We start from the raw sequence: 25,452 nt of genomic DNA on the forward strand, positions 1-25,452 counted from the left end.
CGCAAGAATGCGGCGGTCGAGGCGCCAGGGATGGATTCACGCCGTCTTTACGCAGCAACCCGCCGTTTCCGACTGGAAAGCACGAACTCAGGCTGGTTTCTCACTCTTAGGGCGCTGAATCATCGCCAGCCCCTTCAGGAAGTTACGCAGAATCTGGTCGCCGCATTCGCGATAGTTTTTATGGTCCGGTTTGCGGAAAATTGCGCCAATCTCAGCCTGTGAGACGGTAAAGTTCACGCGCTTCAGGACATCAGGAATGTCGGTGGTTTTCAGATCAAAAGCGATGCGCAGTTTTCTCATGAAGATATTGTTCGTCATCCTGCGCTCAATCGACGGCGCAGGTGCATCTTCGCTTTTACCACGACGGTAGAAGATCAGGCCATTCAGGAAATAGCCCATCAGCACATCGGGGCAGGGACGGAACGCCGCATCATCATCTTTTTTCAGCCACGCCTGAATATCCGCTACCGGTACGTCACATTGCGCCAGCGCAAAAATCTCCACCATTTTGGCATCGCTCAGATTGAGCATGTAGCGCACGCTGCGCAGAATATCATTGTTAGTCATGGTGAGATCTTCTCATGGTCAGTCGACAGGCTGCGCATTATAGGGGATTTCGTCCGCGTTCGCGCAGGTTTGTGCCGGTCGGATTACCGCTGTAACACGGCTCCGCGCAGCGCGGCATCGCGCACAAAAGGCAGGTGCTCACAGGCGTGCTGACGCGCAAAGCGGATAAAGGCTTCCAGCACCGGCTGACGCTGTTCCCCTTCGCGTACGGCGGCATAAAGACGGCTCCAGAGGCCATCGCCCAGCGTGCGGGTCACGACCAGACCCTGCTTCTCAAAACTCTCCACCACCCAATGGGGCAGCGCGGCAATGCCCATCCGTGCCGAGACCATCTGAATCATCAACAGAGTATTATCCACACTTTTCAGGGCCGGACTGACGCCTGCGGGCTGCAGAAAGTGGCGCCAGATATCCAGACGCTGACGCTGCACCGGATAGATCATTAACACCTCATCCGCCAGATCTTCCGGCGAAATCTGCTCAACCTGCGCCAGCGGGTGATCCGTCGCCAGTACCAGCCGCACTTCATAATCGAACATCGGTGAGTAGAACAGGCCAGAGCGCGCCAGAATATCGGAGGTCAGCACCACATCCAGCTCACCCTGTTGCAGGGCGGGTTGGGGATCAAAGGTCACGCCCGATTTAAAATCCATCACCACCTGCGGCCAGCTCTGACGGAATTTATCCAGCGCCGGGGTCAGCCACTGAATGCAGCTATGACACTCAATCGCCACCCGCAGCGTGGTTTGATGCGGCTCATGGCAGGCCTGCAAAGCCTGCTGAATCTGTGGCAGCACCTGCTCTGCCAGCTGCAGCAGAATATCGCCCTGCGGCGTAAAGCGCAGGGGCTGACTTTTACGCACGAACAGGCGGAATCCCAGCCGCTGCTCCAGATCGCTGAACTGGTGAGACAACGCCGATTGCGTCTGATGAAGCTGGGCTGCTGCTGCCGCCAGCGATCCCGTATTGCGCAGAGCCTGAAGCGTCCGCAGGTGCTTGAGTTCGATCATGAGAGTCCTTCACATCGAAAGTGAACATATTGCGCTTGAGCAACATACAGTACCCGCAGAGTATAGCAGTGTAAACATCTGGACGGCTAAACATCTTTGGCTGCCCATTTAAGCCAAAGTGAAAGATTATCTGGAGAACAGCACATGACTATCCTCAACCATACCCTCGGCTTTCCCCGAATTGGCCTGCACCGTGAACTGAAAAAAGCACTGGAGAGTTACTGGGCGGGCGACAGCACGCAGCAGGCGCTAATGACGACGGGCCGCGAACTGCGAGCGCGACACTGGCAACATCAGAAAGAGGCGGGCGTCGATCTGCTGCCGGTTGGCGATTTCGCCTGGTATGATCATGTGCTGACCACCAGCCTGATGCTGGGCAATGTGCCTGCGCGTCATCAGAACCAGGAGGGCACCGTTGATCTGGATACGCTGTTTCGCGTGGGGCGCGGTCGCGCCCCGACTGGCGAGCCTGCGGCGGCGGCAGAAATGACCAAATGGTTTAACACTAACTATCACTATCTCGTGCCGGAATTTATCCAGGGCCAGACATTTAAACTGACCTGGACTCAGCTGCTGGACGAGGTCGATGAGGCGCTGGCACTGGACCACAAGATCAAGCCAGTGCTGCTGGGGCCGGTGACGTATCTATGGCTGGGTAAAGTCAAAGGCGAGCCGTTTGAACGTCTGTCGCTGCTGGAGGCGATTCTGCCGGTCTATCAGCAGGTGCTGGCGGCGCTGGCAAAGCGCGGCATCGAATGGGTTCAGATTGATGAACCCGCCCTGGCGCTGGAACTGCCGCAAACGTGGCGCGACGCTTTTCAGCTGGCCTATGACGCACTGCAGGGCCACAGCAAGCTACTGCTGACCACGTACTTTGACAGCATCGGGCAGAATATTGATGTGATTCGTAAGCTGCCGGTGCAGGGCCTGCATGTCGATCTGGTCCATGGCCGTGATGATATTCAGCAGCTGAATCAGCAACTCCCCGCCAGCTGGCTGCTATCGCTTGGTGTGATCAACGGACGTAACGTCTGGCGTGCCGATCTGAGCCGCTGGTTTAGTCGTCTGCAACCGCTGATCACCCAGCGTGAACAGGTGTGGATCGGCTCCTCCTGCTCGCTGCTGCACAGCCCGATCGACCTCGGCGTCGAGACCCGCCTGGATGATGAAGTCAAAAGCTGGTTCGCGTTTGCGCTGCAGAAATGTACCGAGCTCTCACTGCTGAGTCAGGCACTTAACAACAATGATGCGGCGGCGCTGGACGCCTGGAGCGAACCGGTGCGCGCCCGTGCTCACTCCCGCCGCGTGCATAATGTGGCGGTGGGCCAGCGTCTGGAGGCCATCACGCCACAGCACTGTGAACGCCTGAGCGCATACCCGGTACGGGCAGTGCTGCAGCGTCAGCGTTTCAATCTGCCTGCATGGCCCACCACGACCATCGGCTCTTTTCCACAGACCACGGAAATTCGCGGCCTGCGCCTCGACTTTAAGCAGGGTCGTCTCGACAGTAACCATTATCGCACAGGCATCGCGGAGCACATCAAACAGGCGATTACCGAGCAGGAACGGCTGGGGCTGGATGTGCTGGTGCATGGTGAAGCAGAACGTAACGATATGGTTGAGTACTTCGGTGAGCATCTGGACGGCTTTGTCTTTACTCAGAATGGCTGGGTGCAGAGTTACGGTTCTCGCTGTGTGAAACCGCCCGTCATTATCGGCGATATCAGCCGTCCGGAGGCGATCACCGTGGAATGGGCCCGTTATGCCCAGTCGCTGACTGACAAACCGGTAAAAGGGATGCTGACCGGACCGGTGACGATTCTCTGCTGGTCATTCCCGCGTGAAGATGTGTCACGTGAAATCATCGCGAAGCAGATCGCCCTGGCGCTGCGCGATGAAGTGGAAGATCTGGAGAAGGCGGGCATCGGGATTATTCAGATTGATGAGCCGGCACTGCGTGAAGGTCTGCCGCTGCATCAGTCTGAGTGGGCGGCCTACCTGAACTGGGCGGTGGAAGCATTCCGGTTGAATGCGGCGGTCGCACGGGATGAAACCCAGATTCACACGCATATGTGTTATTGCGAGTTCAACGACATTATGGACGCCATCGCAGCCCTGGACGCCGATGTGATCACGATTGAAACCTCACGATCTGACATGGACCTGCTGGCGTCGTTTGAAGATTTCGAGTATCCGAATGAAATCGGCCCCGGCGTCTATGATATTCACTCGCCTAATGTGCCCAGCGTGGCGTGGATAGAAGCGCTGTTGCTGAAGGCGGCGAAACGAATTCCGGAAGCGCGGTTGTGGGTAAACCCCGACTGCGGTCTGAAGACACGAGGCTGGACGGAGACACGTCAGGCGCTGGCGAATATGGTGACGGCGGCGAAGAAACTGCGTGGTGAGACGGCGTAGGAAAGGGGTATGGTGGCAAAAAACAGGGGCGCAGAAGCGCCCCTGTTTTCATCTATTCTGATGCCACACCATACTGCCTGAACCAGGCCAGCATGCGTTGCCAGCCATCATTCGCTGATTCAGCATGGTAGCTCGGACGGTAATCAGCATTAAACGCATGTCCCGCTTCGGGGTAGACGATGATCTCGGCGGTCGCATTGGCGGCATGCAGCGCCTGGCGCATCTGCTCGACGCTCTCCAGTGGAATGCCGTCATCCTGGCCACCATACAAACCTAGCACCGGTGCACTCAGATCGACCGCAATATCAATAGGATGCTTCTGCTGCTTCAGCGTGCGCTCACCGGTCAGTCGTCCATACCAGGCAACTGCAGCGCGCAGCTGTGGGTTATGCGCGGCGTAGAGCCAGCTGATGCGGCCACCCCAGCAAAAACCGGTGATGCCCATGCGACGGATATCGCCGCCATTGCGTGCCGCCCAGTTAGCGGCATGATCGAGGTCTGCCAGCACCTGGGTGTCAGGCACTTTGCTGACCAGCTCGCTGAACAGCGTCGGGATATCATTATATTCAGAAGGATCGCCCTCGCGGAAATAGAGCTCGGGCGCGATCGCCAGATAGCCTTCCAGTGCCAGACGGCGGCAGATATCCCGAATGTGTTCATGCACACCAAAGATCTCCTGCACCACCAGGACGACAGGCAACGGGCCTTCTGCTGCGTGGGGCTTTGCAAAAAATGCCGGCATGTTTTCGCCCTGGCTTGGCACTGAGGTTTCACCTGAGTGAATGGCCGGGCTTTCGGTGATGATGGTCGTAGAGGCGGTGGGCTGCACGGCAGGGGCAAAGCCGCTCGTCGCCGGTTTTTGTGTCATATTATCACTGGTTTTCATTATTCTCTCCGTGCAAGCATTTGCGCAATCACGTAACTATAGCCTGGCTGTTAAGCCTGCGCGCCAGGTGTCGGGTAACAGAATCAGCAGCGAATAAAATCATCCACCTCTTTAACATTGCGCTGACCCAGACACAGCCTCGCGAAGGGCTATCCGGACAAGGAAGATGTGATTGTGTGATATCAGTCACAATTAATCTGGCGAGAAATGTAACTTTCATTTTCTTAAGTGAATGTTGTCACATATTTATCGGGCGTGCTGGCGTAAAGTGGCGCGCTACCTTCCCTTAACAGGAGTCTGAAAAATGACACAGTCTGACGTTTTCCATCTTGGCCTGACTAAAGCCGATCTGCAGGGCGCCACCCTGGCGATTGTGCCGGGCGATCCGGAGCGTGTGAAGAAAATTGCCGGACTGATGGACGATGCCACGCATCTCGCCTCACACCGTGAATTTACCTCATGGCTGGCAAAAATTGAGGGTAAACCCGTTGTGATCTGCTCAACCGGTATTGGCGGTCCTTCAACGTCGATTGCCGTGGAAGAGCTGGCACAGCTCGGCGTGCGCACCTTCCTGCGTGTCGGAACCACTGGCGCGATCCAGCCACATATCAATGTTGGCGATGTACTGGTGACGACCGCATCTGTTCGCCTGGACGGTGCCAGCCTGCATTTTGCGCCGATGGAATTCCCGGCAGTGGCAGATTTCGCCTGTACCACTGCACTGGTTGCCGCCGCAGAAGCCTGTGGCGCAAAGACCCATATCGGTATCACCGCCTCTTCTGACACTTTCTATCCGGGCCAGGAGCGTTACGACACCGTCTCAGGTCGTGTCGTCAGTCGCTTCAAAGGTTCGATGAAAGAGTGGCAGGAAATGGGCGTGCTTAACTATGAGATGGAATCCGCTACACTGTTAACCATGTGCGCCAGCCAGGGTCTGCGAGCCGGCATGGTGGCGGGCGTGATAGTGAACCGCACGCAGAAAGAGATCCCGGATGCGGTCACCATGAAACAGACAGAAAGTGACGCAGTGAAGATTGTGGTCGAAGCGGCGCGTCGCTTGCTGTAAGCCGCGTCAGGCAGCAGGTTTTTGTCCAGACTCAAAACCTGCTGCTGGTCGTTAACGGCGCGTATCATCAGTTAAACCTGAGAGTGTTTATGCGCAACACCATTCCTGTCCGACGTCCTCTCCCCGGCGCTAATCCTGCCGCACTCAGTGCCCGGCTGGAACGCAGCGCCGAACGTTTCCGTGCCGCCATGCAACAGGGCGACTATGCGCTGGCAGCCCAATGCTGCGAAGAGGTGCTGCGCTCAATGCCAAATCAGATGCAGGTGCTGAGCGACTACGCGCTCTGTCTGTTGCGTCTGGGTCAGCATAATAAAGCGTACAAAATCTACCAGAAGATTTATCAGTCACCGCCCGCTGTGCAGGCTACAGCCTCTGAAACCTGGCTGGATGGCCTGACCGAAGTGTGTGGCTGGCTGAATAAAAAAGAAGAGGTCGCCCGTTACGGTCTGGCGTCTCTGATGCGTTCTGATGCGCGTTTCAGTCAGGGACAGCGCATGGCGTTTCCCGCTCCACAACCTGAGCCTGTCGATCTCAGTCAGCCGCAGCAGAATGTCATCGCCTTCTGCCTGTATGGCGACCAGCCGCGCTACTGTGAAACCCTGATTAAAAACGTCGAAGTCGCCCCTGAGCTCTATCCGGGCTGGGTCTGTCGCATCTACCTGGATGAGAGCGTGCCGCAGCATGTCTGGCAGCGCCTTGACCAGCCGCACGTCCAGCTGGTCGATATGTCTCACGAAAAAATCGTGTATCCAACCCTGTGGCGTTTTCTGGTGCTCGACGATCCGGCGGTGAAGCGCTTTATCGTGCGCGATGCTGACTCGCTGCTCTCGGAGCGCGAAGCCGCGGCGGTTAACGCCTGGCTGGTGTCACCTTATTGGTTCCACCATATGCGTGACTACTTCTCCCATACCGAACTGCTGCTGGCAGGGATGTGGGGCGGCTGTCACGGCGTTTTCCGGGGTGTGGAACAGGCGATGCGCGATTTCATTGCGCATTATCAGGGAAGCGAACGCTTCACCGATCAGTATTTCCTTAAGCTTGCGCTGTGGCCGACGGTGCGTGAAAGCCTCCTGAGCCATGATGAGCTGTTTCAGTTTCATCAGGCCCAGCCGTGGCCTGACCATACGCCTGTGCGCTGGAATACGCCGCATTTCCACGTTGGCAGTAATGCAGGCTTTGCCAGTATGACCGGCAAATCCAGCGCCGCGGAGGGAAGCAGACAGCGTGTCGCGATCACGTCCGGCGAAACAACCTGGCACTATCTGGCACAGGTTAAAAAAGGTGAATGGCTGCTGCCGATGCCGTTTTTCCTGATTGATGAGTGGCAGGCTGGAAAGCTGACGGTGGCGGCTCTGTAAGACGCTGAGTCTGGCTAAAATTGTCTGGACATTCATACAGTGCGACTCTACCTTTTCCCTCAGCAGCCTGAGTCACGGGGAAATCATGGATCAGCACATCATCATCAGCGCCTGTCTGGCGCTTGCCGGGTTAGGGATTGGCTGGATGCTGGCACAGTTACGGGCCGGTCATCAGGTCGCCAGTTTTCAGACCGAGCGCCGTCTGCAGGAAGAGGCGCAACAGCGCCAGCAGCAGCAAATCGAGCAGCTTCAGCAGCAGACGCAGCAGCGTGAGCAGGAACTGCGTCAGCTTCACGGCGCGCTGAGCGGCGCCAATGAGCGGCTGCAACAGCTTGATTACTGGCGCAATGAAAGTGAACAGCTCAATCGTGAACTGCGCAATCAGCTGGAGGTCAACAGCGCGCAGGAAGCGGAGTTGCGCGAAGTGACCATCCGCCTTGAAGAGACCCGTTTTGCCGCTGAAGAGAAACAGCGACTGCTGACCAACAGCGAACAACGCCTCAGCGCTCAGTTTGAAAACCTCGCCAACCGTATTTTCGAAAACAGCGGCCGTCGCGTCGATGAACAGAACCGCCAGAGCCTGGACGGGCTGATTGGTCCGCTGCGTGAGCAGCTTGATGGCTTTCGTCGTCAGGTGCATGAGAGCTTCGGCGCAGAAGCGCGCGAACGGCACACCCTGACCCATGAAATCCGGCAGTTACAGCAGCTGAATGCGCAGATGGCGCAGGAGGCCCTTAACCTGACCAAAGCGCTGAAGGGCGACAATAAAATCCAGGGCAACTGGGGTGAAGTCGTGCTGAGCCGGGTACTGGAAGCCTCCGGGCTGCGCGAAGGCTACGAATATGAAACCCAGGTGAGCATTCAGTCAGAACAGCAGGGCAGGATGCAGCCGGATGTGATCGTGCGTCTGCCGCAGGGCAAAGATGTGGTGGTAGACGCCAAAATGACGCTGGTGGCCTATGAGCGCTACTTTAATGCGGATGATGAGATTGAACGTGAGCAGGCGATTCAGGAGCATGTCGCTGCCATGCGGGCACACATTCGCCTGCTGGGACGAAAGGACTATCAGCAATTGCCCGGCTTACGATCGCTGGATTATGTTTTGATGTTTATTCCGGTTGAACCCGCCTTTTTGCTGGCGATTGACCGCCAGCCTGAGCTGATTGGCGAGGCGCTGCAGCAGAACATCATGCTGGTCAGCCCTACCACGCTGCTGGTGGCGTTGCGGACCATTAATAATCTGTGGCGCTATGAGCATCAGAGCCGCAATGCGCAGCGTATTGCCGATCGGGCCACCCGGCTCTATGACAAAATGCGGCTGTTTGTCGATGACATGAGCGGCATTGGCCACAGTCTTGATAAGGCGCAGAACAGCTATCGCGAGGCGATGAAAAAGCTGGCAGAAGGGCGCGGCAACCTGATTGCGCAGACGGAAGGATTCCGCGCACTGGGCGTGGAGATCAAACGGCCCATCAACCCGCAACTGGCGGAACGAGCTATGCCGGAAAATCGGGCGGATGAGGATGCAGATGACGACAGGGATGCAGATGAGAGTGAGCAGCATGTGAGACGCCTCCACGAATAGTACGGGCGCAGCGTGCCTGGCTTCCGTGACTCTGATACACTTCGGGAAGTATTGTTTGTGGAGCAGGTAAAACCGATGGCAGATGAATCACAGCAGGAAACTACCCATTTTGGCTTTCAGACGGTCGCCAAAAGCGAAAAAGCTGACAAAGTCGCGGACGTGTTTCACTCCGTAGCGGCAAAATATGACCTGATGAACGATTTGATGTCGTTTGGCGTTCATCGTATCTGGAAGCGTTTTACCATTGACAGCAGCGGCGTACGTCGCGGTCAGCGCGTGTTAGATCTGGCCGGCGGTACCGGCGATCTGACCGCTAAATTCTCTCGCCTGGTGGGCGAAACGGGTCAGGTTGTCCTGGCTGATATCAACAGCTCCATGCTGAAGATGGGCCGTGAAAAGCTGCGCAATCAGGGCGTGGTTGGCAATGTGAGTTACGTACAGGCCAACGCAGAAGCTCTGCCTTTCCCCGATAACTATTTTGATTGCATCACTATCTCCTTTGGTCTGCGCAACGTCACGGAAAAAGAGAAGGCGCTGGCCTCTATGTTCCGCGTCCTTAAGCCGGGCGGACGTCTGCTGGTACTGGAGTTCTCTAAGCCTGTACTGGATCCGCTGAGCAAAGCGTATGACGCTTACTCGTTCCACATTCTGCCGCGTATCGGACAGCTGGTGGCGCAGGATGCAGAGAGCTATCGCTATCTGGCCGAATCGATCCGCATGCATCCCGATCAGGAGACCCTGAAAGCGATGATGAACGATGTCGGTTTTGAAAATACCACTTACTCCAATATGACCGGCGGCATTGTCGCGCTGCATCGTGGATTTAAGTTCTGAGTGAGATGGTAATGAATCTGACGCCCTTGATTACCGCGGGCCTGGAAACGGCGCTGAACCGTATTCTCTATCGCGATCGCGGCCTGAAACCGGCGCGCCAGCGCCTGAATGGCAAAGTGCTGACGCTGCGCCTGGATGAGTTCTCTTATCCGCTGGTGCTGGTCTTCAGTGAACAGCAACTGGATGTGTTAGCGGACTGGCAGGATCGCAGTGACTGCACAGTGATCACCTCGCTGAAAACCCTGCCGAAGTTGCGCGATCGCCAGCAGCTGACGCCGTTGATACGCAGCGGTGAGCTGCAGGTTGAAGGCGATCTGCAGGTAGTGCAGCAATTCTCCGCGCTGATGGATCTGGCAGAGCTGGATCCGGCAGAGTACCTGGCGCCCTGGGTGGGCGATATCGCCGCACAGGGCATCAGCCAGCGCTCTCAACAGGCATTCCGTTTTTTCAAAGGTGAAGTGCAGCGTCGCCAGGATTATCTCGGACAGGCCTTAACCGAAGAGTGGCGTGTTGCGCCTGGCTCACTGGAATTAGCCTGGTTTTCTGAGGAGGTCGACGCGATGGAACGTTCGCTTGAAGCGCTTAATGCGCGTCTGGCGCAGCTGGAGGCAAAATGAGTTTTGGAGAGATCCGCCGATTATATCTGATCATGAAGGTGTTCCTGACCTATGGCCTTGATGAACTGATACCTCAGACACGCCTCACTTTCCTGTTTCGCCTGTGGCGTCGCTCTGTTTTCTGGATCCCGAATCTGCATCAGCATGAGCCCATCGGCGCACGTATGCGCATGGCGATGGAGCAACTGGGCCCAGTCTGGATCAAGTTTGGCCAGATGCTGTCGACCCGTCGGGATCTCTTCCCGCCGCTGATCGCCGATCAACTGGCGATCCTGCAGGACCGGGTTGCGCCCTTCGATGGCGTCAAAGCTAAAGCGCAGATTGAAGCCTCAATGGGTGCGCCGATTGAAACCTGGTTTGATGATTTTGATATTAAACCACTGGCGTCGGCATCTATTGCGCAGGTTCACACCGCCACGCTGAAATCGACGGGCAAGAAAGTGGTGATCAAAGTGATTCGCCCCGATATTTTGCCGGTGATTAAAGCGGACATGAGGCTGATCTATCGCCTGGCACGCTGGGTTCCACGTTTGCTGCCGGATGGCCGCCGTCTGCGTCCGGTCGAGGTGGTGCGCGATTATGAGAAAACCCTGCTTGATGAGCTAAACCTGCTACGTGAAGCGGCCAACGCCATTCAACTGCGCCGGAATTTTGAAGATAGCCGCATGCTCTATGTGCCGGAGGTCTATTCCGACTATTGCAGCGAAACCATGATGGTAATGGAGCGTATCTATGGCATTCCGATTTCAGATGTTGCTACCCTGGAACGTCATGGCGTAAACATGAAGCTGCTGGCTGAGCGTGGCGTGCAGGTCTTCTTCACCCAGGTCTTCCGCGACAGTTTCTTCCATGCGGATATGCATCCGGGCAACATCTTTGTCAGCTACGAACGTCCGGAAGACCCGCAATATATCGGCATTGACTGCGGTATCGTGGGTTCGCTGAACAAAGAAGATAAGCGTTATCTGGCGGAAAACTTTATCGCCTTCTTCAACCGTGACTACCGTAAGGTTGCGGAATTGCACGTTGACTCAGGCTGGGTACCGCCCGATACCAACGTTGAAGATTTCGAGTTTGCGATTCGTACGGTCTGTGAACCGATTTTCGAAAAACCGCTTGCTGAAATCTCCTTTGGGCATGTGCTGCTGAACCTGTTTAACACCGCACGCCGCTTCAATATGGAAGTGCAGCCGCAGCTGGTCCTGCTGCAAAAAACGCTGCTTTATGTGGAAGGCATTGGCCGTCAGCTCTATCCGCAGCTCGATCTGTGGAAGACGGCCAAGCCGTTCCTGGAAGAGTGGATTAAGGATCAGGTCGGTTTGCCTGCCATTATTCGTGCGGTGAAAGAGAAAGCGCCATTCTGGGCTGAGAAGCTGCCCGAGTTGCCAGAACTCTTTTACGACAGCCTGCGCCAGCACAAACTTTTACGGCACAGTGTCGATAAATTAGTGGGCGATATGAACGCGCAGCGCGTCCGCCATCATCAGGCGCGTTACCTGTTTGGTGTCGGTGCAACGTTGCTGTTAAGCGGAACGGCCGTGCTGCTCACCCGACCGGATTGGGACTTTTTCCCGGCTGTCTTGATGGCAGCGGGAATCGTCTCCTGGTTAATCGGCTGGCGTAAGACAAACTGATTGTCACGTCCGTCTAAAAAAAGGTAATGTCGCTGGCTCAGGCCCGGTTGAAAAGGGCTCTCTGTGGTGCATTACCTCATCGTTTTCACAGAATATTAGAGGCTATATCATGGGCGGTATCAGTATCTGGCAATTGTTAATCATTGCCGTCATTGTTGTACTTCTGTTCGGTACCAATAAATTGCGTAATCTGGGTTCAGATTTAGGGTCTTCGATTCGTGGCTTCAAAAAAGCCATGGGTGACGAGGATGATAAAAAGGATCAACCGAAAGAGCAGGATGCTGACTTCGCGGCTAAAACGCTGGCTGATAAACAGCAAACTTCGGCTACCAAAGAAGACGCCAAGAACGACAAGCAGGTGTAAACCGTGTTCGATATTGGTTTTAGTGAACTGGTATTGGTGTTCGTTATCGGGCTGATTGTACTCGGCCCGCAACGTTTACCGGTTGCGGTGAAAACCGTAGTCGGCTGGATCAGGGCGATTCGTTCGCTGGCAGCCAATGTACAACATGAGCTCGCGCAGGAGCTCAAGCTGCAGGAGCTGCAGGATAGCCTGAAAAAGGTGGAGGAAGCGAGCCGCGGCACGCTCTCACCTGAGCTGAAAGAGTCGATGGAAGAGCTGCGTAAAACGGCGGATTCAATGAAACGCTCGGTCAGTCAGAGCATCGACATTGAAAAAGAGGAAGACGAGGCAAACACCATTCATTCAGCCCAGCACAGGCCTGCGCCTGAGCGTACTTCTGAGGCGGTGCACGCATCTGAGCCTGACACTGCTGAGCTTTCGGCGACGCCGGCTACTGCAGAACATCAGGCCAGCGCCCCGCCACAGGCACCCGCTCCCGTTTCAGACTCTGGCACGGCTGTAAAACCTTCTGCTGCACCCTCTGCCGTGGCCAGTGCGCCGGCACAGGTACCCGCTGCTGATGTTGCCAGACCGACAGATTCTGCGCGTACTTCCGCACCCTCCTCTTCTGCAAGTGATGAACGATAATGGCCGTTGAAGATACCCAACCGCTCATCAGTCATCTGATTGAGCTGCGTAAGCGACTACTGAATTGCATCATCGCGGTATTAGCGATTTTTCTGGTGCTGGTTTTCTTCGCCAATGACATCTACCAGCTGGTCGCGGCACCCCTGATCAGCCAGATGCCGGTCGGTTCCAGCATGATCGCGACCGATGTGGCCTCACCGTTTTTCACCCCAATTAAGCTGACTATCATTGTGTCGGTATTTCTTGCGGTGCCGGTTATCCTCTATCAGGTCTGGGCGTTTGTCGCCCCGGCGCTTTACCGGCATGAGCGCAGGCTGGTTATGCCACTGCTCTTTTCCAGCACATTCCTGTTCTATTTCGGCGTCGCTTTTGCCTACTTTGTGGTCTTCCCGCTGGCATTTGGTTTTTTCACCAAGACCGCCCCCATCGGCGTCACCGTCGCAACGGATATTGCCAAATACCTCGATTTTGTCATGACGCTGTTTATGGCATTTGGTGTGGCGTTTGAAGTACCCGTGGCGATTGTGTTGCTCTGCTGGACCGGAATCACCAACCCGGAAGATTTGAAGAAGAAACGTCCCTATATTCTGGTCGGCGCTTTCGTTGTCGGGATGATGCTCACACCGCCGGATGTTTTTTCCCAAACTTTGCTCGCTATTCCGATGTACTGCCTGTTTGAAGTCGGCGTATTCTTTTCCCGTTACTATGTGGGTAAAGGCCGCCGGTCACAGGATGAGGACGAGAACAGCGACTCCTGATGCTGACAGCGTTACCCGCACAGGCGGGAAGCGATCAAGCCAAACCGCCCTGATGGGCGGTTTTTGTTTATAAACAGTGGGAAAAATTATGTTTGATATCGGTGTAAACCTGACCAGCACGCAATTCGCCTCCGACCGGCAAAAGGTGGTTAAACGCGCGCGTGATGCGGGCGTCACCGGGATGCTTATTACTGGCACGAATGCCTTGGAGAGCCAGCATGCTCAGCGACTGGCTGAAGCTCAACCTGACTTCTGCTGGTCCACCGCAGGCATTCACCCTCATCATGCCAGCGAATGGTCCACGGAAATTGCCAGCACCCTGCGTCGCCTGGCTGAAAAACCGGAAGTGGTGGCTATCGGTGAGTGCGGACTCGATTTCAACCGCAATCTGTCGGCGCATGAGCAGCAGGAGTATGCATTTGACGCGCAGCTGGCTCTGGCGGCGGAACTCAATATGCCGGTGTTTCTTCACTGCCGTGAAGCCCATGCGCGTTTCGCTGCAGTGCTTGCACCCTGGCTGTCAAAACTGCCAGGTGCAGTGATCCACTGCTTCACCGGCACGCGTGACGAACTGGAAGCCTGTCTGGCCATGGGATTATCGGTAGGGATTACGGGCTGGGTATGCGATGAGCGTCGTGGTCTGGAGCTGCGCGAAATGCTGCCACTGATTCCGGCCGATCGTCTGTTGCTGGAAACCGATGCGCCTTATCTGCTGCCGCGCGATATGCGTCCACGCCCGACCTCACGCCGGAATGAACCCTGCTTTTTACCGCATATTGTGCATCAGGTGGCGACATGGCGTGGCGAGAATGTCGACGAGCTGGCGACCCGCATCGATCAGAATGCGCGGACGTTGTTCAGACTGGCTTAAAGCTTGCGGAACTGCTTGTTATCCACGCTGCGCATTACCTGCTTGTTGAGCAGATTAAGCAACAGAATCGAGCGTGTTTCACCATCCGGTTCGGCAAAGATAGCGCGCAACCCTTCAAACGTTCCTTCGGTGATGACCACTTCATCGCCGCTTTGGGGGGTCTCAGGATCAAGCAGAATCTGTGGGACGTCGGTCTCCAGTGCTTCAATCACGGCCGATGGCACGGTCGCGGGCGTGGTGCCGAAGCGCACGAAGTGACTGACACCGCGCGTGCTGCTGATCGTCGTGGTGTGAATCGCTTCCGGATCGAATTCGATAAACAGATAGTTTGGAAAGAGTGGCTCACTCACCGTGGTGCGTTTGCCGCGCACGATTTTTTCCAGAGCGATCATCGGACTCAGGCAATGCACTTCCTGCCGCTCCAGATGCTCCTTCGCGCGCAATAGCTGTCCACGTTTGCAATAGAGTAAGTACCAGGATTCCATAACTGCTCCCATTGAATGGACGCTAAGAATAGCAAACCTGTTGCCAGAGTTATAGCGCAGGGGCAGGGTAAAGCGTCCCGCAGAGAAAATAAACTGAGACTTTTCTTAACATGGCAGCTGGCAGCAGAACAGGGGCGGGAAAAGGCTATCAGCTTAACAGGCTGCCGTATAAACCTCAGCATATCCGCTTAATCAGACCTATAATGGCCGATTCACTCTGGCCGGAAAGCTAAAGCCGCATGAAATATCATGATTTAAGAGACTTTCTCGCGCTGCTCGAACAGCGCGGTGAGCTAAAGCGCATTACCCAGTCGATTGACCCTGAACTGGAAATGACCGAAATTGCCGACCGCACCCTGCGTGCCGGTGGCCCCGCTCTGCTGTTCGAAAACCCGAAAGGGTATGACATGCCGGTACTGTGCAATCTGTTCGGTACGCCAAAGCGCGTGGCAATGGGCATGGGCCAGGAGGAGGTCAGCGCACTGCGTGAAGTGGGTAAACTGCTGGCCTTCCTGAAAGAGCCGGAGCCGCCAAAAGGCTTCCGGGATCTGTTCGATAAGATGCCGCAGTTTAAGCAGGTCCTGAACATGCCGACTAAACGCGTGCGCAATGCACCCTGTCAGGAAGAGGTGTTCAGCGGCGATGAAGTCGATCTGACGCGTATTCCAGTGATGAAGTGCTGGCCTGGCGATGCGGCACCGCTGATTACCTGGGGACTGACCGTGACGCGCGGGCCGCACAAAGAGCGGCAGAATCTCGGCATCTACCGGCAGCAGGTGATTGGCAAAAATCGCCTGATTATGCGCTGGCTGTCGCACCGTGGCGGCGCGCTCGATTTTCTGGAGTGGACGAAAGCGCATCCGGGCGAGCGTTTTCCAGTGTCGGTGGCGCTGGGTGCCGATCCCGCCACCATTCTGGGTGCCGTCACGCCAGTGCCGGATACGCTGTCAGAATATGCGTTTGCCGGGCTGCTGCGCGGCAATAAAACCGAAGTCGTGAAATGCCTCTCGAACGATCTTGAAGTGCCATCCAGCGCGGAAATTGTGCTGGAAGGCTATATCGAAGCGGGCGATATGGCACCGGAAGGACCCTACGGTGACCACACAGGCTACTACAATGAAGTAGATAGCTTCCCGGTGTTTACGGTGACGCACATTACGCAGCGCCATAAGCCTATTTATCACTCTACCTACACTGGCCGTCCACCGGATGAACCTGCGGTGCTGGGTGTGGCGCTGAATGAAGTGCTGGTGCCGATTCTGGTGAAGCAGTTCCCGGAGATCGTGGACTTCTATCTGCCGCCTGAAGGTTGCTCATACCGCCTGGCGGTTGTGACCATTAAAAAGCAGTACGCAGGGCATGCCAAACGTGTCATGTTTGGCGTCTGGTCGTTTTTGCGGCAGTTCATGTACACCAAATTTGTTATTGTGTGTGACGATGACGTTAATGCGCGTGACTGGAACGACGTGATCTGGGCGATCACCACGCGTATGGATCCGGCCCGCGATACGGTATTAGTGGAAAATACCCCGATCGACTATCTCGATTTCGCCTCGCCTGTTTCCGGGCTGGGATCGAAGATGGGGATGGATGCGACCAACAAGTGGCCAGGTGAAACGCAGCGTGAATGGGGTACCCCTATTGTTAAAGATCCTGCGGTCACCGCGCGCATTGATGCTATCTGGGATGAGCTAGGTATTTTAGATCAGCCGCCACAGCGTTGATGGCGAGCACAACCATAAAGACGACCCGACAGAGGGAACGCATGACAACGTTAAGCTGTAAAGTAACTTCAGTTGAGGCGATTACCGACACGGTCTATCGCGTTCGCCTGATCCCTGAAGCGGAATTCAGTTTTCGCGCGGGACAGTATCTGATGGTAGTGATGGATGAGCGCGATAAGCGTCCGTTCTCATTGGCCTCAACGCCGATGGAAAAAGATATCATTGAGCTGCATATCGGGGCGTCCGATCTTAACCTCTATGCCATGGCCGTTATGGATCGCATCCGTAACGACCGCCAGATCACGGTTGATATGCCCCATGGTGATGCCTGGTTGCGCGAAGAGAGCACAAAACCGCTGATACTGATTGCAGGCGGTACCGGTTTCTCCTATGCCCGTTCCATTCTGCTTACTGCACTGGCAGAACAGCCAGAGCGCGATATCGCCATTTACTGGGGCGGACGTGAACTCAAGCATCTGTACGATATGGACGAGCTGGATGCGCTGGCGGTGAAGCACCCGAATCTGAAAGTAATTCCGGTCGTCGAGCAGCCAGAAGCGGGCTGGCAGGGTCGTTCAGGCACGGTGTTGACGGCCGTGATGCAGGACTTCAGCACGCTGAGCGAGCATGAGATCTACATCGCCGGACGTTTTGAGATGGCGAAGATTGCCCGCGATCGTTTTTGTGCCGAGCGTGGCGCAGTGGAAACACAGATGTATGGCGATGCGTTTGCCTTTATCTGATTTCCGGTAGCAGCCTGTAGCAGACAGAAAAAACCCGCCGGTTTACGGCGGGTAAATCTGACAAAGTAAGACTCAACGTATTACAGACGTTCGAATACGGTCGCGATACCCTGACCCAGTCCGATGCACATGGTGGCGAGACCAAATCGGGCATCGCGTCGTTCCATAATGTTCAGCAGCGTAGTGCTGATGCGCGCACCGGAGCAGCCCAGCGGATGGCCTAAAGCAATCGCGCCGCCATTCAGATTGACCTTTTCATCCATCATCTCCAGCAAACCTAAGTCCTTGATGCAGGGCAGTGTCTGCGCGGCAAAGGCCTCGTTCAGCTCAAACACGTCGATATCACTGACGCTCAGTCCAGCGCGTTTCAATGCCAGTTTGCTGGCCGGTACCGGTCCGTAGCCCATGATTGACGGATCACAGCCGACCACTGCCATGCTGCGGATACGTGCGCGTGGCGTCAGCCCCAGTTCAAGGGCACGTGATTCACTCATGATCAGCATGGCGGCCGCGCCATCTGACAGCGCCGACGACGTTCCCGCCGTGACGGTGCCATTCACCGGATCAAAGGCAGGTTTGAGCGCCGCCAGTCCTTCGGCGCTGGTCTCCTCGCGGATCACCTCGTCGAAATCATAGCGTTTGAGAATGCCGTCGCTGTCGTGACCATAGGTGGCGACAATCTCTGTCGCGAAATCCCCACGCTGAGTGGCCTGCCATGCGCGCTGGTGCGAACGCAGGGCAAACGCATCCTGCTGCTCACGGCTGATATGGTGCATACGCGCCAGCATCTCGGCGGTTAAGCCCATCATGCCCGCGGCTTTAGCGACGGTGCGGCCGAGGCCGGGATGAAAGTCCACACCGTGATTCATCGGCACGTGTCCCATATGCTCCACGCCCCCAATCAGGCAGCACTGCGCATCGCCAACCATAATGGCGCGGGCCGCATCGTGGAGCGCCTGCATGGAAGAACCACACAGCCGGTTGACGGTAGTGGCCGGTACGGAGTGCGGAATTTCGGCCAGCAGCGCGGCGTTACGCGCGATATTAAATCCCTGTTCCAGCGTCTGCTGTACGCAGCCCCAGACGATATCGTCGAGCGAGGCCGGGTTCACCGCCGGGTTGCGGCTCAGAATTTCGCGCATCAGATGCGCAGAGAGATCTTCAGCGCGCACGTTACGAAAAGCGCCGCCTTTTGAACGTCCCATTGGCGTGCGCACCGCATCAACAATCACCACATTTTCCATCTTCTTGCCCTCAGGCGCTTTTCAGCGCGGCTTCATCAATCGGTTTGGCGGCGGGATACCAGCTTTCATGCTGATGGGCTTTCTGCACCAGCAGCGCAGGCAGGGCATACAGGCCGCCGAGCGTGCTGTAGCGCCGGGCCTGATCGACCACATTGCTGTTGCCCAGGGTATCGAGGTAGCGGAAAGCACCACCACGAAACGGCGGGAAGCCGAGGCCATAGACCAGTGCCATATCCGCCTCTGCCGGCGAAGCGATAATCTTCTCTTCCAGGCAGCGCACCACTTCATTCAGCATCGGCAGCATCATGCGGTTCAGAATCTCTTCGTCACTGAAGACCCGCGCAGGCTGACAGACCTGTTGCAGCAGTGTATCCACCTCTGCATCCGGCACTTTCTTCAGTTTGCCCTTTTTATCCTCTTCCCAGCGCCAGAAGCCTTTGCCATTTTTCTGGCCAAAACGACCGGCATCAAACAGCAGGTCTATCGCATCGCGATAGTCATGCTTCATACGATCCGGGAAACCATCCGCCATGACGCTTTGCGCGTGGTGTGCGGTATCGATGCCTACCACATCCAGCAGCCATGAGGGACCCATCGGCCAGCCGAACTGTTTTTCCATCACTTTATCAATCTGACGAAAATCAGCGCCGTCGCGCAGCAGCAGGCTGAAAGCAGCGAAGTAGGGGAACAGCACCCGGTTCACAAAGAAGCCCGGACAGTCATTCACCACGATCGGCGTTTTGCCCATTTTACTGGCCCAGGCCACCACTTTACTCAGCGTCGCTTCACTGGTTTTCTCGCCACGAACCACTTCAACCAGCGGCATACGCGGCACCGGATTGAAGAAGTGCATGCCACAGAAGTTTTCCGGGCGTTGCAGCGCCTGCGCCAGCTGGCTGATAGGAATGGTCGAGGTATTGGAGGCCAGAATTGCGTCTTCACGCAGATGCGGTTCGGTTTCTGCCAGCACTTTAGCTTTGATCAGCGGGTTCTCAACCACCGCTTCCACCACCACATCGGCCTGGTCAAAACCGGCGTAATCCAGTGTGGGCTGAATAGTGGCGATCACACTGGCCAGTTTGTTGCCGTCGATTTTGCCGCGCTCCAGCAGCTTATTAAGTAACTTGCTGGCTTCATTCATTCCCAGCGTTAACGCCTGTGGGTTAATATCTTTCATTCTGACCGGCACGCCTTTCCACGCAGACTGGTAGCTGATGCCGCCACCCATAATGCCTGCGCCCAGTACCGCCGCCTGAGACGGTGCGCCGCTTTCGCTGCCGCGCTTTTTCGCCAGGCCTTTCACATACTGGTCGTTGAGGAAGATGCCGACCAGTGCGCGGGCTTCATCAGACTGCGCCAGCGGCACAAATGCCGCGGTTTCAAGTTTCAGCGCATCATCACGGCCAAGACTGGCCGCCGCTTCAATAGTCTTTACTGCCATCAGCGGAGCGGGATAGTGTTTACCTGCGGTCTGCAGCACCATCGCTTTTGCAATCGTGAAGCTCATGGCTGCTTCAATCGGGCTGAGTTTCAGCGGAGCCAGTTTCGGTGCCCGGCGCGCACGCCAGCTGCCATCAGTGGCGGCCGCTTTGAGCATCGTGATACCCGCCTCGCGCAGTTTCTCGCGAGCCACCACCGCATCGACCAGACCGAGTTTCAGGGCAGCATTGCCATCGACATCTTTGCCCGCTGCAATAATTTCCAGCGCACTGTCGGCCCCCAGCAGACGCGGCAATCGCACGCTGCCTCCAAAGCCGGGCATGATGCCGAGTTTCGTTTCCGGCAGGCCAATACGGGCGTCCGCAGTAGCAATACGCAGATCGGTTGCCAGTACGCATTCGCATCCGCCACCCAGCGCATAGCCGTCAATGGCGGCCAGAGTCGGTACTGGCAAATCTTCCAGACGGTTAAAGATGCTGTTGGCGTAACTCAGCCACTGGCTCAGTTTTTCGGTCGGTGCATCAAACAAAGAAAGGAACTCGGTGATATCCGCGCCCACAATAAAAGCCGGTTTGGCGGAGCTTAACAGCAGGCCGCGCAGTTCTGGCTGCTGCTCCAGCACCGCAATGGCCTCGCCCAGGCTGGCGACAGTTTGCGTATCGAGCTTGTTGACCGAGCCTGTAGCGTCAAAAACCAGCTCGGCGATGCCATCGTCCAGCCAGTGAAGAGTAAGGTTAGCGCCTTGGTAGAGCATGTGCGTCTCCTGAAACCGCGAAAGGTGATCTGGTCATACCAGATGATCGTGAGTGTGGGAGCGATGTTAATTATTTGCAAACTGCTCTTTGTTTATTTGCTAACAAGATCACAGCTCCGCCGACTTCGGCATCTGCGCAAGGGGTATGCTAAACTTGCGGCCATTTCGCGACACTGGAGAGACGTCAATGGATTCACTGAAGACCTTGTATCACGCGCATATCGCCACGTTGCAACAACGGGCGCAGCAGGTGCTGGCACGCAACAAACTGGATGCGATGTTGATCCATTCCGGTGAGTTGTTGACGGTGTTTCTGGATGACCACACCTATCCGTTTAAGGTAAATCCGCAGTTCAAGGCCTGGGTGCCGGTGACGCAGGTGCCTAATTGCTGGCTCTGGATTGATGGTGTGAACAAACCGAAACTGTGGTTCTACTCTCCGGTGGATTACTGGCATAACGTTGAACCGTTGCCGGATAGCTTCTGGACCGGAGATGTCGAGGTTGTCGGCCTGAAAAATGCGGATGAGATTGCGCAGTTACTGCCTGCCCAGCGTGATAATGTCGCCTACATTGGCCCGGTCAACGCGCGTGCGGCGCAGCTCGGTATCCCCTCCGGCAATATCAATCCCAAAGCGGTGATCGACTTCCTGCATTTCCATCGCAGCATCAAAACAGATTATGAACTTGCCTGCCTGCGCCAGGCGCAGAAGCTGGCGGTTGCCGGTCATCGCGCAGCGAAAGAGGCGTTCTCGGCAGGCTTAAGCGAGTTCGATATCAATCAGGCGTATCTGACCGCGACCGGTCATCGCGATACCGATGTGCCTTACGGCAATATCATTGCGCTGAATGAACACGCTGCGGTGCTGCACTACACACGGCTGGATCATCAGCCACCGGCGAAACGCCATAGCTTTTTGATTGATGCGGGCGCTGAGTATCTTGGTTACGCCGCTGATTTGACCCGCAGCTATGCTGCGCAGAGCAGTTCGCTCTATGCCAGAATGGTTGAGGCGATGAACGCTGAAGAGCTGGCCCTGATAGCCACGCTGAAAGCAGGCGTACGCTACACCGATTATCATCTTCAGATGCATCAGCGTATTGCGAAGATGTTGCTGAAGTTTGAGCTGGTTCAGGGAATCAGCGAAGAAGCGCTGGTGGCTGAAGATCTGACCGGTCCGTTTATGCCACATGGCCTGGGGCATCCGCTGGGTCTGCAGGTACATGACGTTGCCGGGTTTATGCAGGATGAGCAGGGCACCCATCTCGCCGCGCCAGCGCAATATCCTTATCTTCGCTGTACCCGCGTGCTGCAACCGGGCATGGTATTAACCATTGAGCCGGGCTTCTATATTATTGACTCGTTACTGACGCCGCTGCGTGCAGGCCGTTTCAGTCAGCACTTTAACTGGCAGGCCATTGATGCGCTTCGGCCTTATGGCGGGATTCGTATCGAGGATAACGTGGTGATCCATGCGCATCGCGTTGAGAACATGACCCGCGATCTGCATCTGGCCTGATGGAGGCCTTTGACATTCCCGCTGTGCCAGTGAGCAGCAGTGAGGAGACAATCAAAAAGAGTCGCTTCATTACGCTACTGGCGCACACCGAGGGTGCAGAGGCCGCGCGCGCGTTTGTCCAGCAGGTTAAAAGCGAGCATCCTGCCGCCCGGCATCACTGCTGGGCCTGGGTCGCGGGCGCACCGAATGATTCTCAGCAACTCGGTTTCTCTGATGATGGTGAACCTTCGGGTACGGCAGGGAAACCGATGCTGGCGCAACTGATGGGCGCGGATATTGGCGAGATTACCGCTGTAGTGGTGCGTTACTACGGCGGCATCATGCTGGGAACCGGTGGTTTAGTGAAAGCCTATGGTGGTGGCGTTCAGCAGGGACTTAAGCTGCTGCCACGGCAGCGCAAAGTGCCGATGAAGCTGTTTACTTTGCAATGTGACTATCCACAGCTCAGTGATGTTGAACGGCTGGTACAGCGTTTTGAAGGTAAGGTGACCGACAGCCAGTTTCAGGATCGCATTGCGTTGACACTGGCTGTACCTTACGGACAGATCGACGGGTTCAAAAAAAATCTGTCAGACTTTAGTCGGGGCGCGTTATCGCTGATCCCGCTCACACCATGATGTTCATCTCTTTTATTTAAAGGAACGGCTGAATGCACTTTCGCGCCATTACCCGCATAGTCGGTCTGCTGGTGATCCTCTTTTCAGTGACGATGATTTTGCCCGGCCTGGTCGCCTTAATTTATCGCGATGGCGCGGGGCGGGCGTTTAGCCAGACCTTTATGATGGCGCTGGTGATTGGCTCACTGCTGTGGTGGCCGAATCGCAAAAAGAAAACCGAACTCAAACCGCGGGAAGGGTTTCTCATTGTGGTTCTGTTCTGGACGGTACTGGGCAGCGTAGGGGCCATGCCCTTTATCTTTGCCGAGCAGCCGCATCTTTCTGTGACGGATGCGTTCTTTGAATCTTTCTCTGGCCTGACAACGACCGGTGCCACCACGCTGGTAGGGCTGGACTCGTTGCCTAAGGCGATTCTCTTCTATCGGCAGATGCTGCAGTGGCTGGGGGGGATGGGGATCATCGTATTAGCAGTAGCGATACTGCCGATTCTGGGCGTCGGGGGTATGCAGCTCTATCGCGCTGAAATGCCTGGGCCGCTCAAAGATAATAAAATGCGACCACGTATCGCCGAGACGGCCAAAACACTCTGGCTGATCTACGTTCTGCTGACGATAGCCTGTGCGCTGGCATTGTGGCTGGCGGGAATGCCAGCGTTTGATGCTATTGGCCACAGTTTCTCGACTATCGCCATTGGCGGCTTCTCAACCCATGATGCCAGTATCGGCTATTTTAACAGTGGCACTATCAATACCATCGTGGCGGTGTTTCTGCTGATCTCAGGCTGTAACTACGGCTTGCACTTTGCCATGTTAAGCGGACGCAATTTGCGTGTGTACTGGCGCGACCCTGAATTCCGCATGTTTATTGGCGTTCAGCTGACGCTGGTGTTGATCTGTACACTGGTGCTCTGGTTCCATAATGTTTACGACAGCGGCTGGCAAACGCTGAATCAGGCCTTTTTCCAGGTGGTCTCCATGGCGACGACGGCGGGATTCACCACCGACAGCATCGCACGCTGGCCATTGTTCCTGCCGGTACTGCTATTGTGTTCTGCCTTTATTGGCGGCTGTGCCGGTTCAACCGGCGGTGGTCTGAAGGTGATTCGCATTCTGCTGTTATGCAAGCAGGGTAACCGTGAGCTTAAGCGTCTGGTTCACCCCAATGCGGTCTACACCATTAAGCTGGGCAATCGGGCGCTGCCGGAGCGTATCCTTGAAGCCGTATGGGGTTTCTTCTCGGCTTATGCGCTGGTATTTCTGGTCAGCATGCTGGCGATCATCGCGACCGGTGTTGATGACTTCTCGGCTTTTGCTGCCGTTGCCGCGACGCTGAACAATCTCGGCCCTGGCCTGGGGGTTGTAGCCGATAACTTCACTTCAATGAATGACGTGGCGAAATGGATTCTTATTTCAACCATGTTGTTCGGGCGTCTCGAGGTATTTACCTTGCTGGTGCTGTTCACGCCTACTTTCTGGCGTGAATAATTAATAAGGATGCTGACATGAAAGCGCTGATTCTCTATTCCACCCGCGATGGGCAAACAAAGAAGATTGCCTCTTCTATAGCTGAGGTAATCCGTCAGCAGCAGCCATGCGATGTGCTGGACATTCAGGATGCTGCCCTGCCTGACTGGGCACAGTATGATCGCGTGCTGATTGGCGCCTCTATCCGCTACGGCCATTTCCAGCCGGTCGTCGATAAGTTCGTAAAGCTTCATCTTCAGGAGTTGCAGCAGCGTACCAGTGGTTTCTTTTCGGTGAACCTCACGGCGCGTAAACCCGAGAAGCGTTCTCCTGAAACTAATGCTTATACGCAGAAGTTCCTGGCCAACTCGCCGTGGCAACCTGATTGCTGTGCCGTGTTTGCGGGCGCGCTCTATTATCCGCGCTATCGCTGGTTTGATCGCGTCATGATTCAGCTGATTATGCGTATGACCGGCGGTGAGACAGATTCCACAAAAGAAGTGGAGTACACGGACTGGCAGCAGGTACGCACTTTTGCCAATGATTTTGCACAGTTACCAGGCAAATCGTAGCGAAATAGCGCGATTTGATGAAAATTACTGCGAACGATAATCTTTTCGTAATAAACACTTGTCAGCCCGCGCGAACTCCCTATAATGCGCCTCCATCGACACGGAACACCGGCAACGGGAAACGGGCTGAGAGGCACAGGAAACTGCGCCGCCGGAGAAAAACTTCTGAGAAAGAGGTTGACTCTGCAGGAGGAAAGCGTAATATACGCCACCTCGCGACAGGACGCTAACGCACTGTTCGCACTGCTCTTTAACAATTTATCAGACAATCTGTGTGGGCACTCGCAGGATTGATATCA

Annotated in this window: 23 protein-coding genes; 17 read left to right on the forward strand and 6 right to left on the reverse strand. The window is 55.8% G+C overall.

From position 1 onward, the window contains the following. Positions 1-87: 87 nt before the first annotated feature. Both HZZ01_RS19190 and metR read right to left on the reverse strand, forming a co-directional pair. Positions 88-567 (reverse strand): DUF1456 family protein, encoded by a 480-nt coding sequence (locus HZZ01_RS19190; RefSeq protein ID WP_179899034.1) that lies wholly within the window; start codon positions 565-567, stop codon positions 88-90. A gap of 83 nt (positions 568-650) precedes the next feature. Beyond that, positions 651-1,577 (reverse strand): HTH-type transcriptional regulator MetR, encoded by a 927-nt coding sequence (gene metR, locus HZZ01_RS19195; RefSeq protein ID WP_179899035.1) that lies wholly within the window; start codon positions 1,575-1,577, stop codon positions 651-653. A gap of 144 nt (positions 1,578-1,721) precedes the next feature. On the opposite strand from metR, the gene metE reads away from it, so the two are divergent. Next, positions 1,722-3,992, forward strand: a complete 2,271-nt coding sequence (gene metE / locus HZZ01_RS19200; RefSeq protein WP_179899036.1) for a 5-methyltetrahydropteroyltriglutamate--homocysteine S-methyltransferase — start codon at positions 1,722-1,724, stop codon at positions 3,990-3,992. A gap of 52 nt (positions 3,993-4,044) precedes the next feature. Here metE and HZZ01_RS19205 read toward each other — a convergent pair whose 3' ends face one another. Further along, positions 4,045-4,878: a dienelactone hydrolase family protein gene (locus HZZ01_RS19205; protein WP_179899037.1), complete on the reverse strand. Its 834-nt coding sequence runs from the start codon at positions 4,876-4,878 to the stop codon at positions 4,045-4,047. A gap of 304 nt (positions 4,879-5,182) precedes the next feature. On the opposite strand from HZZ01_RS19205, the gene udp reads away from it, so the two are divergent. The 10 genes from udp (at position 5,183) to tatD (ending at position 14,592) form a co-directional block, all read left to right on the forward strand. Further along, positions 5,183-5,944 (forward strand): uridine phosphorylase, encoded by a 762-nt coding sequence (gene udp, locus HZZ01_RS19210; protein ID WP_179899038.1) that lies wholly within the window; start codon positions 5,183-5,185, stop codon positions 5,942-5,944. Positions 5,945-6,033: 89 nt separating this feature from the next. Next, positions 6,034-7,302, forward strand: coding sequence for a tetratricopeptide repeat protein (locus HZZ01_RS19215; RefSeq protein ID WP_179899039.1), 1,269 nt, complete (start codon positions 6,034-6,036; stop codon positions 7,300-7,302). Positions 7,303-7,387: 85 nt separating this feature from the next. Next, entirely contained in the window at positions 7,388-8,887 is a 1,500-nt protein-coding gene (gene rmuC, locus HZZ01_RS19220) for a DNA recombination protein RmuC (RefSeq protein ID WP_179899040.1), read from the forward strand. A gap of 75 nt (positions 8,888-8,962) precedes the next feature. Then, complete coding sequence (gene ubiE, locus HZZ01_RS19225; protein ID WP_008926452.1) at positions 8,963-9,721, forward strand: bifunctional demethylmenaquinone methyltransferase/2-methoxy-6-polyprenyl-1,4-benzoquinol methylase UbiE; 759 nt, start codon at positions 8,963-8,965, stop codon at positions 9,719-9,721. An 11-nt stretch (positions 9,722-9,732) separates the two neighbouring features. Continuing rightward, positions 9,733-10,338 carry an SCP2 domain-containing protein gene (locus tag HZZ01_RS19230; RefSeq protein WP_179899041.1) on the forward strand — a complete coding sequence of 202 codons (606 nt, stop codon included), beginning with the start codon at positions 9,733-9,735 and terminating at the stop codon, positions 10,336-10,338. Beyond that, positions 10,335-11,972 (forward strand): ubiquinone biosynthesis regulatory protein kinase UbiB, encoded by a 1,638-nt coding sequence (gene ubiB, locus HZZ01_RS19235; RefSeq protein WP_179899042.1) that lies wholly within the window; start codon positions 10,335-10,337, stop codon positions 11,970-11,972. The genes HZZ01_RS19230 and ubiB overlap by 4 nt, the downstream gene beginning before the upstream one ends. Positions 11,973-12,081: 109 nt before the next feature. After that, positions 12,082-12,336 carry a Sec-independent protein translocase subunit TatA gene (gene tatA / locus HZZ01_RS19240; protein ID WP_136196620.1) on the forward strand — a complete coding sequence of 85 codons (255 nt, stop codon included), beginning with the start codon at positions 12,082-12,084 and terminating at the stop codon, positions 12,334-12,336. 3 nt (positions 12,337-12,339) lie between these two features. Beyond that, a complete protein-coding gene (tatB, locus tag HZZ01_RS19245) occupies positions 12,340-12,963 on the forward strand; it encodes a Sec-independent protein translocase protein TatB (RefSeq protein ID WP_179899043.1) in 624 nt (207 codons plus the stop codon). Beyond that, on the forward strand, positions 12,963-13,721 hold the full coding sequence (gene tatC, locus HZZ01_RS19250) for a Sec-independent protein translocase subunit TatC (RefSeq protein ID WP_179899044.1): 759 nt from the start codon (positions 12,963-12,965) through the stop codon (positions 13,719-13,721). Before tatB ends, tatC begins: the two co-directional genes overlap by 1 nt. Positions 13,722-13,809: 88 nt before the next feature. Further along, positions 13,810-14,592, forward strand: coding sequence for a 3'-5' ssDNA/RNA exonuclease TatD (gene tatD, locus HZZ01_RS19255; RefSeq protein ID WP_179899045.1), 783 nt, complete (start codon positions 13,810-13,812; stop codon positions 14,590-14,592). On the opposite strand, the gene rfaH is transcribed toward tatD, so the two are convergent. After that, on the reverse strand, positions 14,589-15,077 hold the full coding sequence (gene rfaH, locus HZZ01_RS19260) for a transcription/translation regulatory transformer protein RfaH (RefSeq protein ID WP_008926459.1): 489 nt from the start codon (positions 15,075-15,077) through the stop codon (positions 14,589-14,591). The genes tatD and rfaH overlap by 4 nt on opposite strands. Positions 15,078-15,316: 239 nt before the next feature. On the opposite strand from rfaH, the gene ubiD reads away from it, so the two are divergent. Both ubiD and fre read left to right on the forward strand, forming a co-directional pair. Next, complete coding sequence (ubiD, locus tag HZZ01_RS19265) at positions 15,317-16,801, forward strand: 4-hydroxy-3-polyprenylbenzoate decarboxylase (protein WP_179899046.1); 1,485 nt, start codon at positions 15,317-15,319, stop codon at positions 16,799-16,801. A gap of 41 nt (positions 16,802-16,842) precedes the next feature. After that, positions 16,843-17,544 (forward strand): NAD(P)H-flavin reductase, encoded by a 702-nt coding sequence (fre, locus tag HZZ01_RS19270; protein WP_179899047.1) that lies wholly within the window; start codon positions 16,843-16,845, stop codon positions 17,542-17,544. 80 nt (positions 17,545-17,624) lie between these two features. Here fre and fadA read toward each other — a convergent pair whose 3' ends face one another. Further along, a complete protein-coding gene (gene fadA, locus HZZ01_RS19275; RefSeq protein ID WP_179899048.1) occupies positions 17,625-18,788 on the reverse strand; it encodes an acetyl-CoA C-acyltransferase FadA in 1,164 nt (387 codons plus the stop codon). 10 nt (positions 18,789-18,798) lie between these two features. Further along, on the reverse strand, positions 18,799-20,982 hold the full coding sequence (gene fadB / locus HZZ01_RS19280; RefSeq protein ID WP_179899049.1) for a fatty acid oxidation complex subunit alpha FadB: 2,184 nt from the start codon (positions 20,980-20,982) through the stop codon (positions 18,799-18,801). Between the two features lie 187 nt (positions 20,983-21,169). Between fadB and pepQ the strand changes: the two genes are divergently transcribed. From pepQ to hemG, 4 genes are read left to right on the forward strand one after another with little or no spacing between them, the layout of a single operon-like run. Next, on the forward strand, positions 21,170-22,501 hold the full coding sequence (pepQ, locus tag HZZ01_RS19285; protein ID WP_179899050.1) for a Xaa-Pro dipeptidase: 1,332 nt from the start codon (positions 21,170-21,172) through the stop codon (positions 22,499-22,501). Further along, entirely contained in the window at positions 22,501-23,118 is a 618-nt protein-coding gene (locus HZZ01_RS19290) for an IMPACT family protein (RefSeq protein WP_179899051.1), read from the forward strand. The genes pepQ and HZZ01_RS19290 overlap by 1 nt, the downstream gene beginning before the upstream one ends. Before the next feature lie 32 nt (positions 23,119-23,150). After that, positions 23,151-24,602, forward strand: a complete 1,452-nt coding sequence (gene trkH / locus HZZ01_RS19295) for a Trk system potassium transporter TrkH (RefSeq protein ID WP_179899052.1) — start codon at positions 23,151-23,153, stop codon at positions 24,600-24,602. Between the two features lie 17 nt (positions 24,603-24,619). Next, positions 24,620-25,153 carry a menaquinone-dependent protoporphyrinogen IX dehydrogenase gene (hemG, locus tag HZZ01_RS19300; RefSeq protein WP_179899053.1) on the forward strand — a complete coding sequence of 178 codons (534 nt, stop codon included), beginning with the start codon at positions 24,620-24,622 and terminating at the stop codon, positions 25,151-25,153. Positions 25,154-25,452: the final 299 nt, after the last annotated feature.

It is taken from the genome of Pantoea sp. WMus005 (assembly GCF_013415305.1).
Lineage (GTDB): Bacteria > Pseudomonadota > Gammaproteobacteria > Enterobacterales > Enterobacteriaceae > Pantoea > Pantoea rara.

Bases quoted from the DNA above. Each gene is read 5' to 3' on its own strand.
- HZZ01_RS19190 (WP_179899034.1), bottom strand. From the start codon at position 567: ATGACTAACAATGATATTCTGCGCAGCGTGCGCTACATGCTCAATCTG.
- metR (WP_179899035.1), bottom strand. From the start codon at position 1,577: ATGATCGAACTCAAGCACCTGCGGACGCTTCAGGCTCTGCGCAATACG.
- metE (WP_179899036.1), top strand. From the start codon at position 1,722: ATGACTATCCTCAACCATACCCTCGGCTTTCCCCGAATTGGCCTGCAC.
- HZZ01_RS19205 (WP_179899037.1), bottom strand. From the start codon at position 4,878: ATGAAAACCAGTGATAATATGACACAAAAACCGGCGACGAGCGGCTTT.
- udp (WP_179899038.1), top strand. From the start codon at position 5,183: ATGACACAGTCTGACGTTTTCCATCTTGGCCTGACTAAAGCCGATCTG.
- HZZ01_RS19215 (WP_179899039.1), top strand. From the start codon at position 6,034: ATGCGCAACACCATTCCTGTCCGACGTCCTCTCCCCGGCGCTAATCCT.
- rmuC (WP_179899040.1), top strand. From the start codon at position 7,388: ATGGATCAGCACATCATCATCAGCGCCTGTCTGGCGCTTGCCGGGTTA.
- ubiE (WP_008926452.1), top strand. From the start codon at position 8,963: ATGGCAGATGAATCACAGCAGGAAACTACCCATTTTGGCTTTCAGACG.
- HZZ01_RS19230 (WP_179899041.1), top strand. From the start codon at position 9,733: ATGAATCTGACGCCCTTGATTACCGCGGGCCTGGAAACGGCGCTGAAC.
- ubiB (WP_179899042.1), top strand. From the start codon at position 10,335: ATGAGTTTTGGAGAGATCCGCCGATTATATCTGATCATGAAGGTGTTC.
- tatA (WP_136196620.1), top strand. From the start codon at position 12,082: ATGGGCGGTATCAGTATCTGGCAATTGTTAATCATTGCCGTCATTGTT.
- tatC (WP_179899044.1), top strand. From the start codon at position 12,963: ATGGCCGTTGAAGATACCCAACCGCTCATCAGTCATCTGATTGAGCTG.
- tatD (WP_179899045.1), top strand. From the start codon at position 13,810: ATGTTTGATATCGGTGTAAACCTGACCAGCACGCAATTCGCCTCCGAC.
- rfaH (WP_008926459.1), bottom strand. From the start codon at position 15,077: ATGGAATCCTGGTACTTACTCTATTGCAAACGTGGACAGCTATTGCGC.
- ubiD (WP_179899046.1), top strand. From the start codon at position 15,317: ATGAAATATCATGATTTAAGAGACTTTCTCGCGCTGCTCGAACAGCGC.
- fre (WP_179899047.1), top strand. From the start codon at position 16,843: ATGACAACGTTAAGCTGTAAAGTAACTTCAGTTGAGGCGATTACCGAC.
- fadA (WP_179899048.1), bottom strand. From the start codon at position 18,788: ATGGAAAATGTGGTGATTGTTGATGCGGTGCGCACGCCAATGGGACGT.
- fadB (WP_179899049.1), bottom strand. From the start codon at position 20,982: ATGCTCTACCAAGGCGCTAACCTTACTCTTCACTGGCTGGACGATGGC.
- pepQ (WP_179899050.1), top strand. From the start codon at position 21,170: ATGGATTCACTGAAGACCTTGTATCACGCGCATATCGCCACGTTGCAA.
- HZZ01_RS19290 (WP_179899051.1), top strand. From the start codon at position 22,501: ATGGAGGCCTTTGACATTCCCGCTGTGCCAGTGAGCAGCAGTGAGGAG.
- trkH (WP_179899052.1), top strand. From the start codon at position 23,151: ATGCACTTTCGCGCCATTACCCGCATAGTCGGTCTGCTGGTGATCCTC.
- hemG (WP_179899053.1), top strand. From the start codon at position 24,620: ATGAAAGCGCTGATTCTCTATTCCACCCGCGATGGGCAAACAAAGAAG.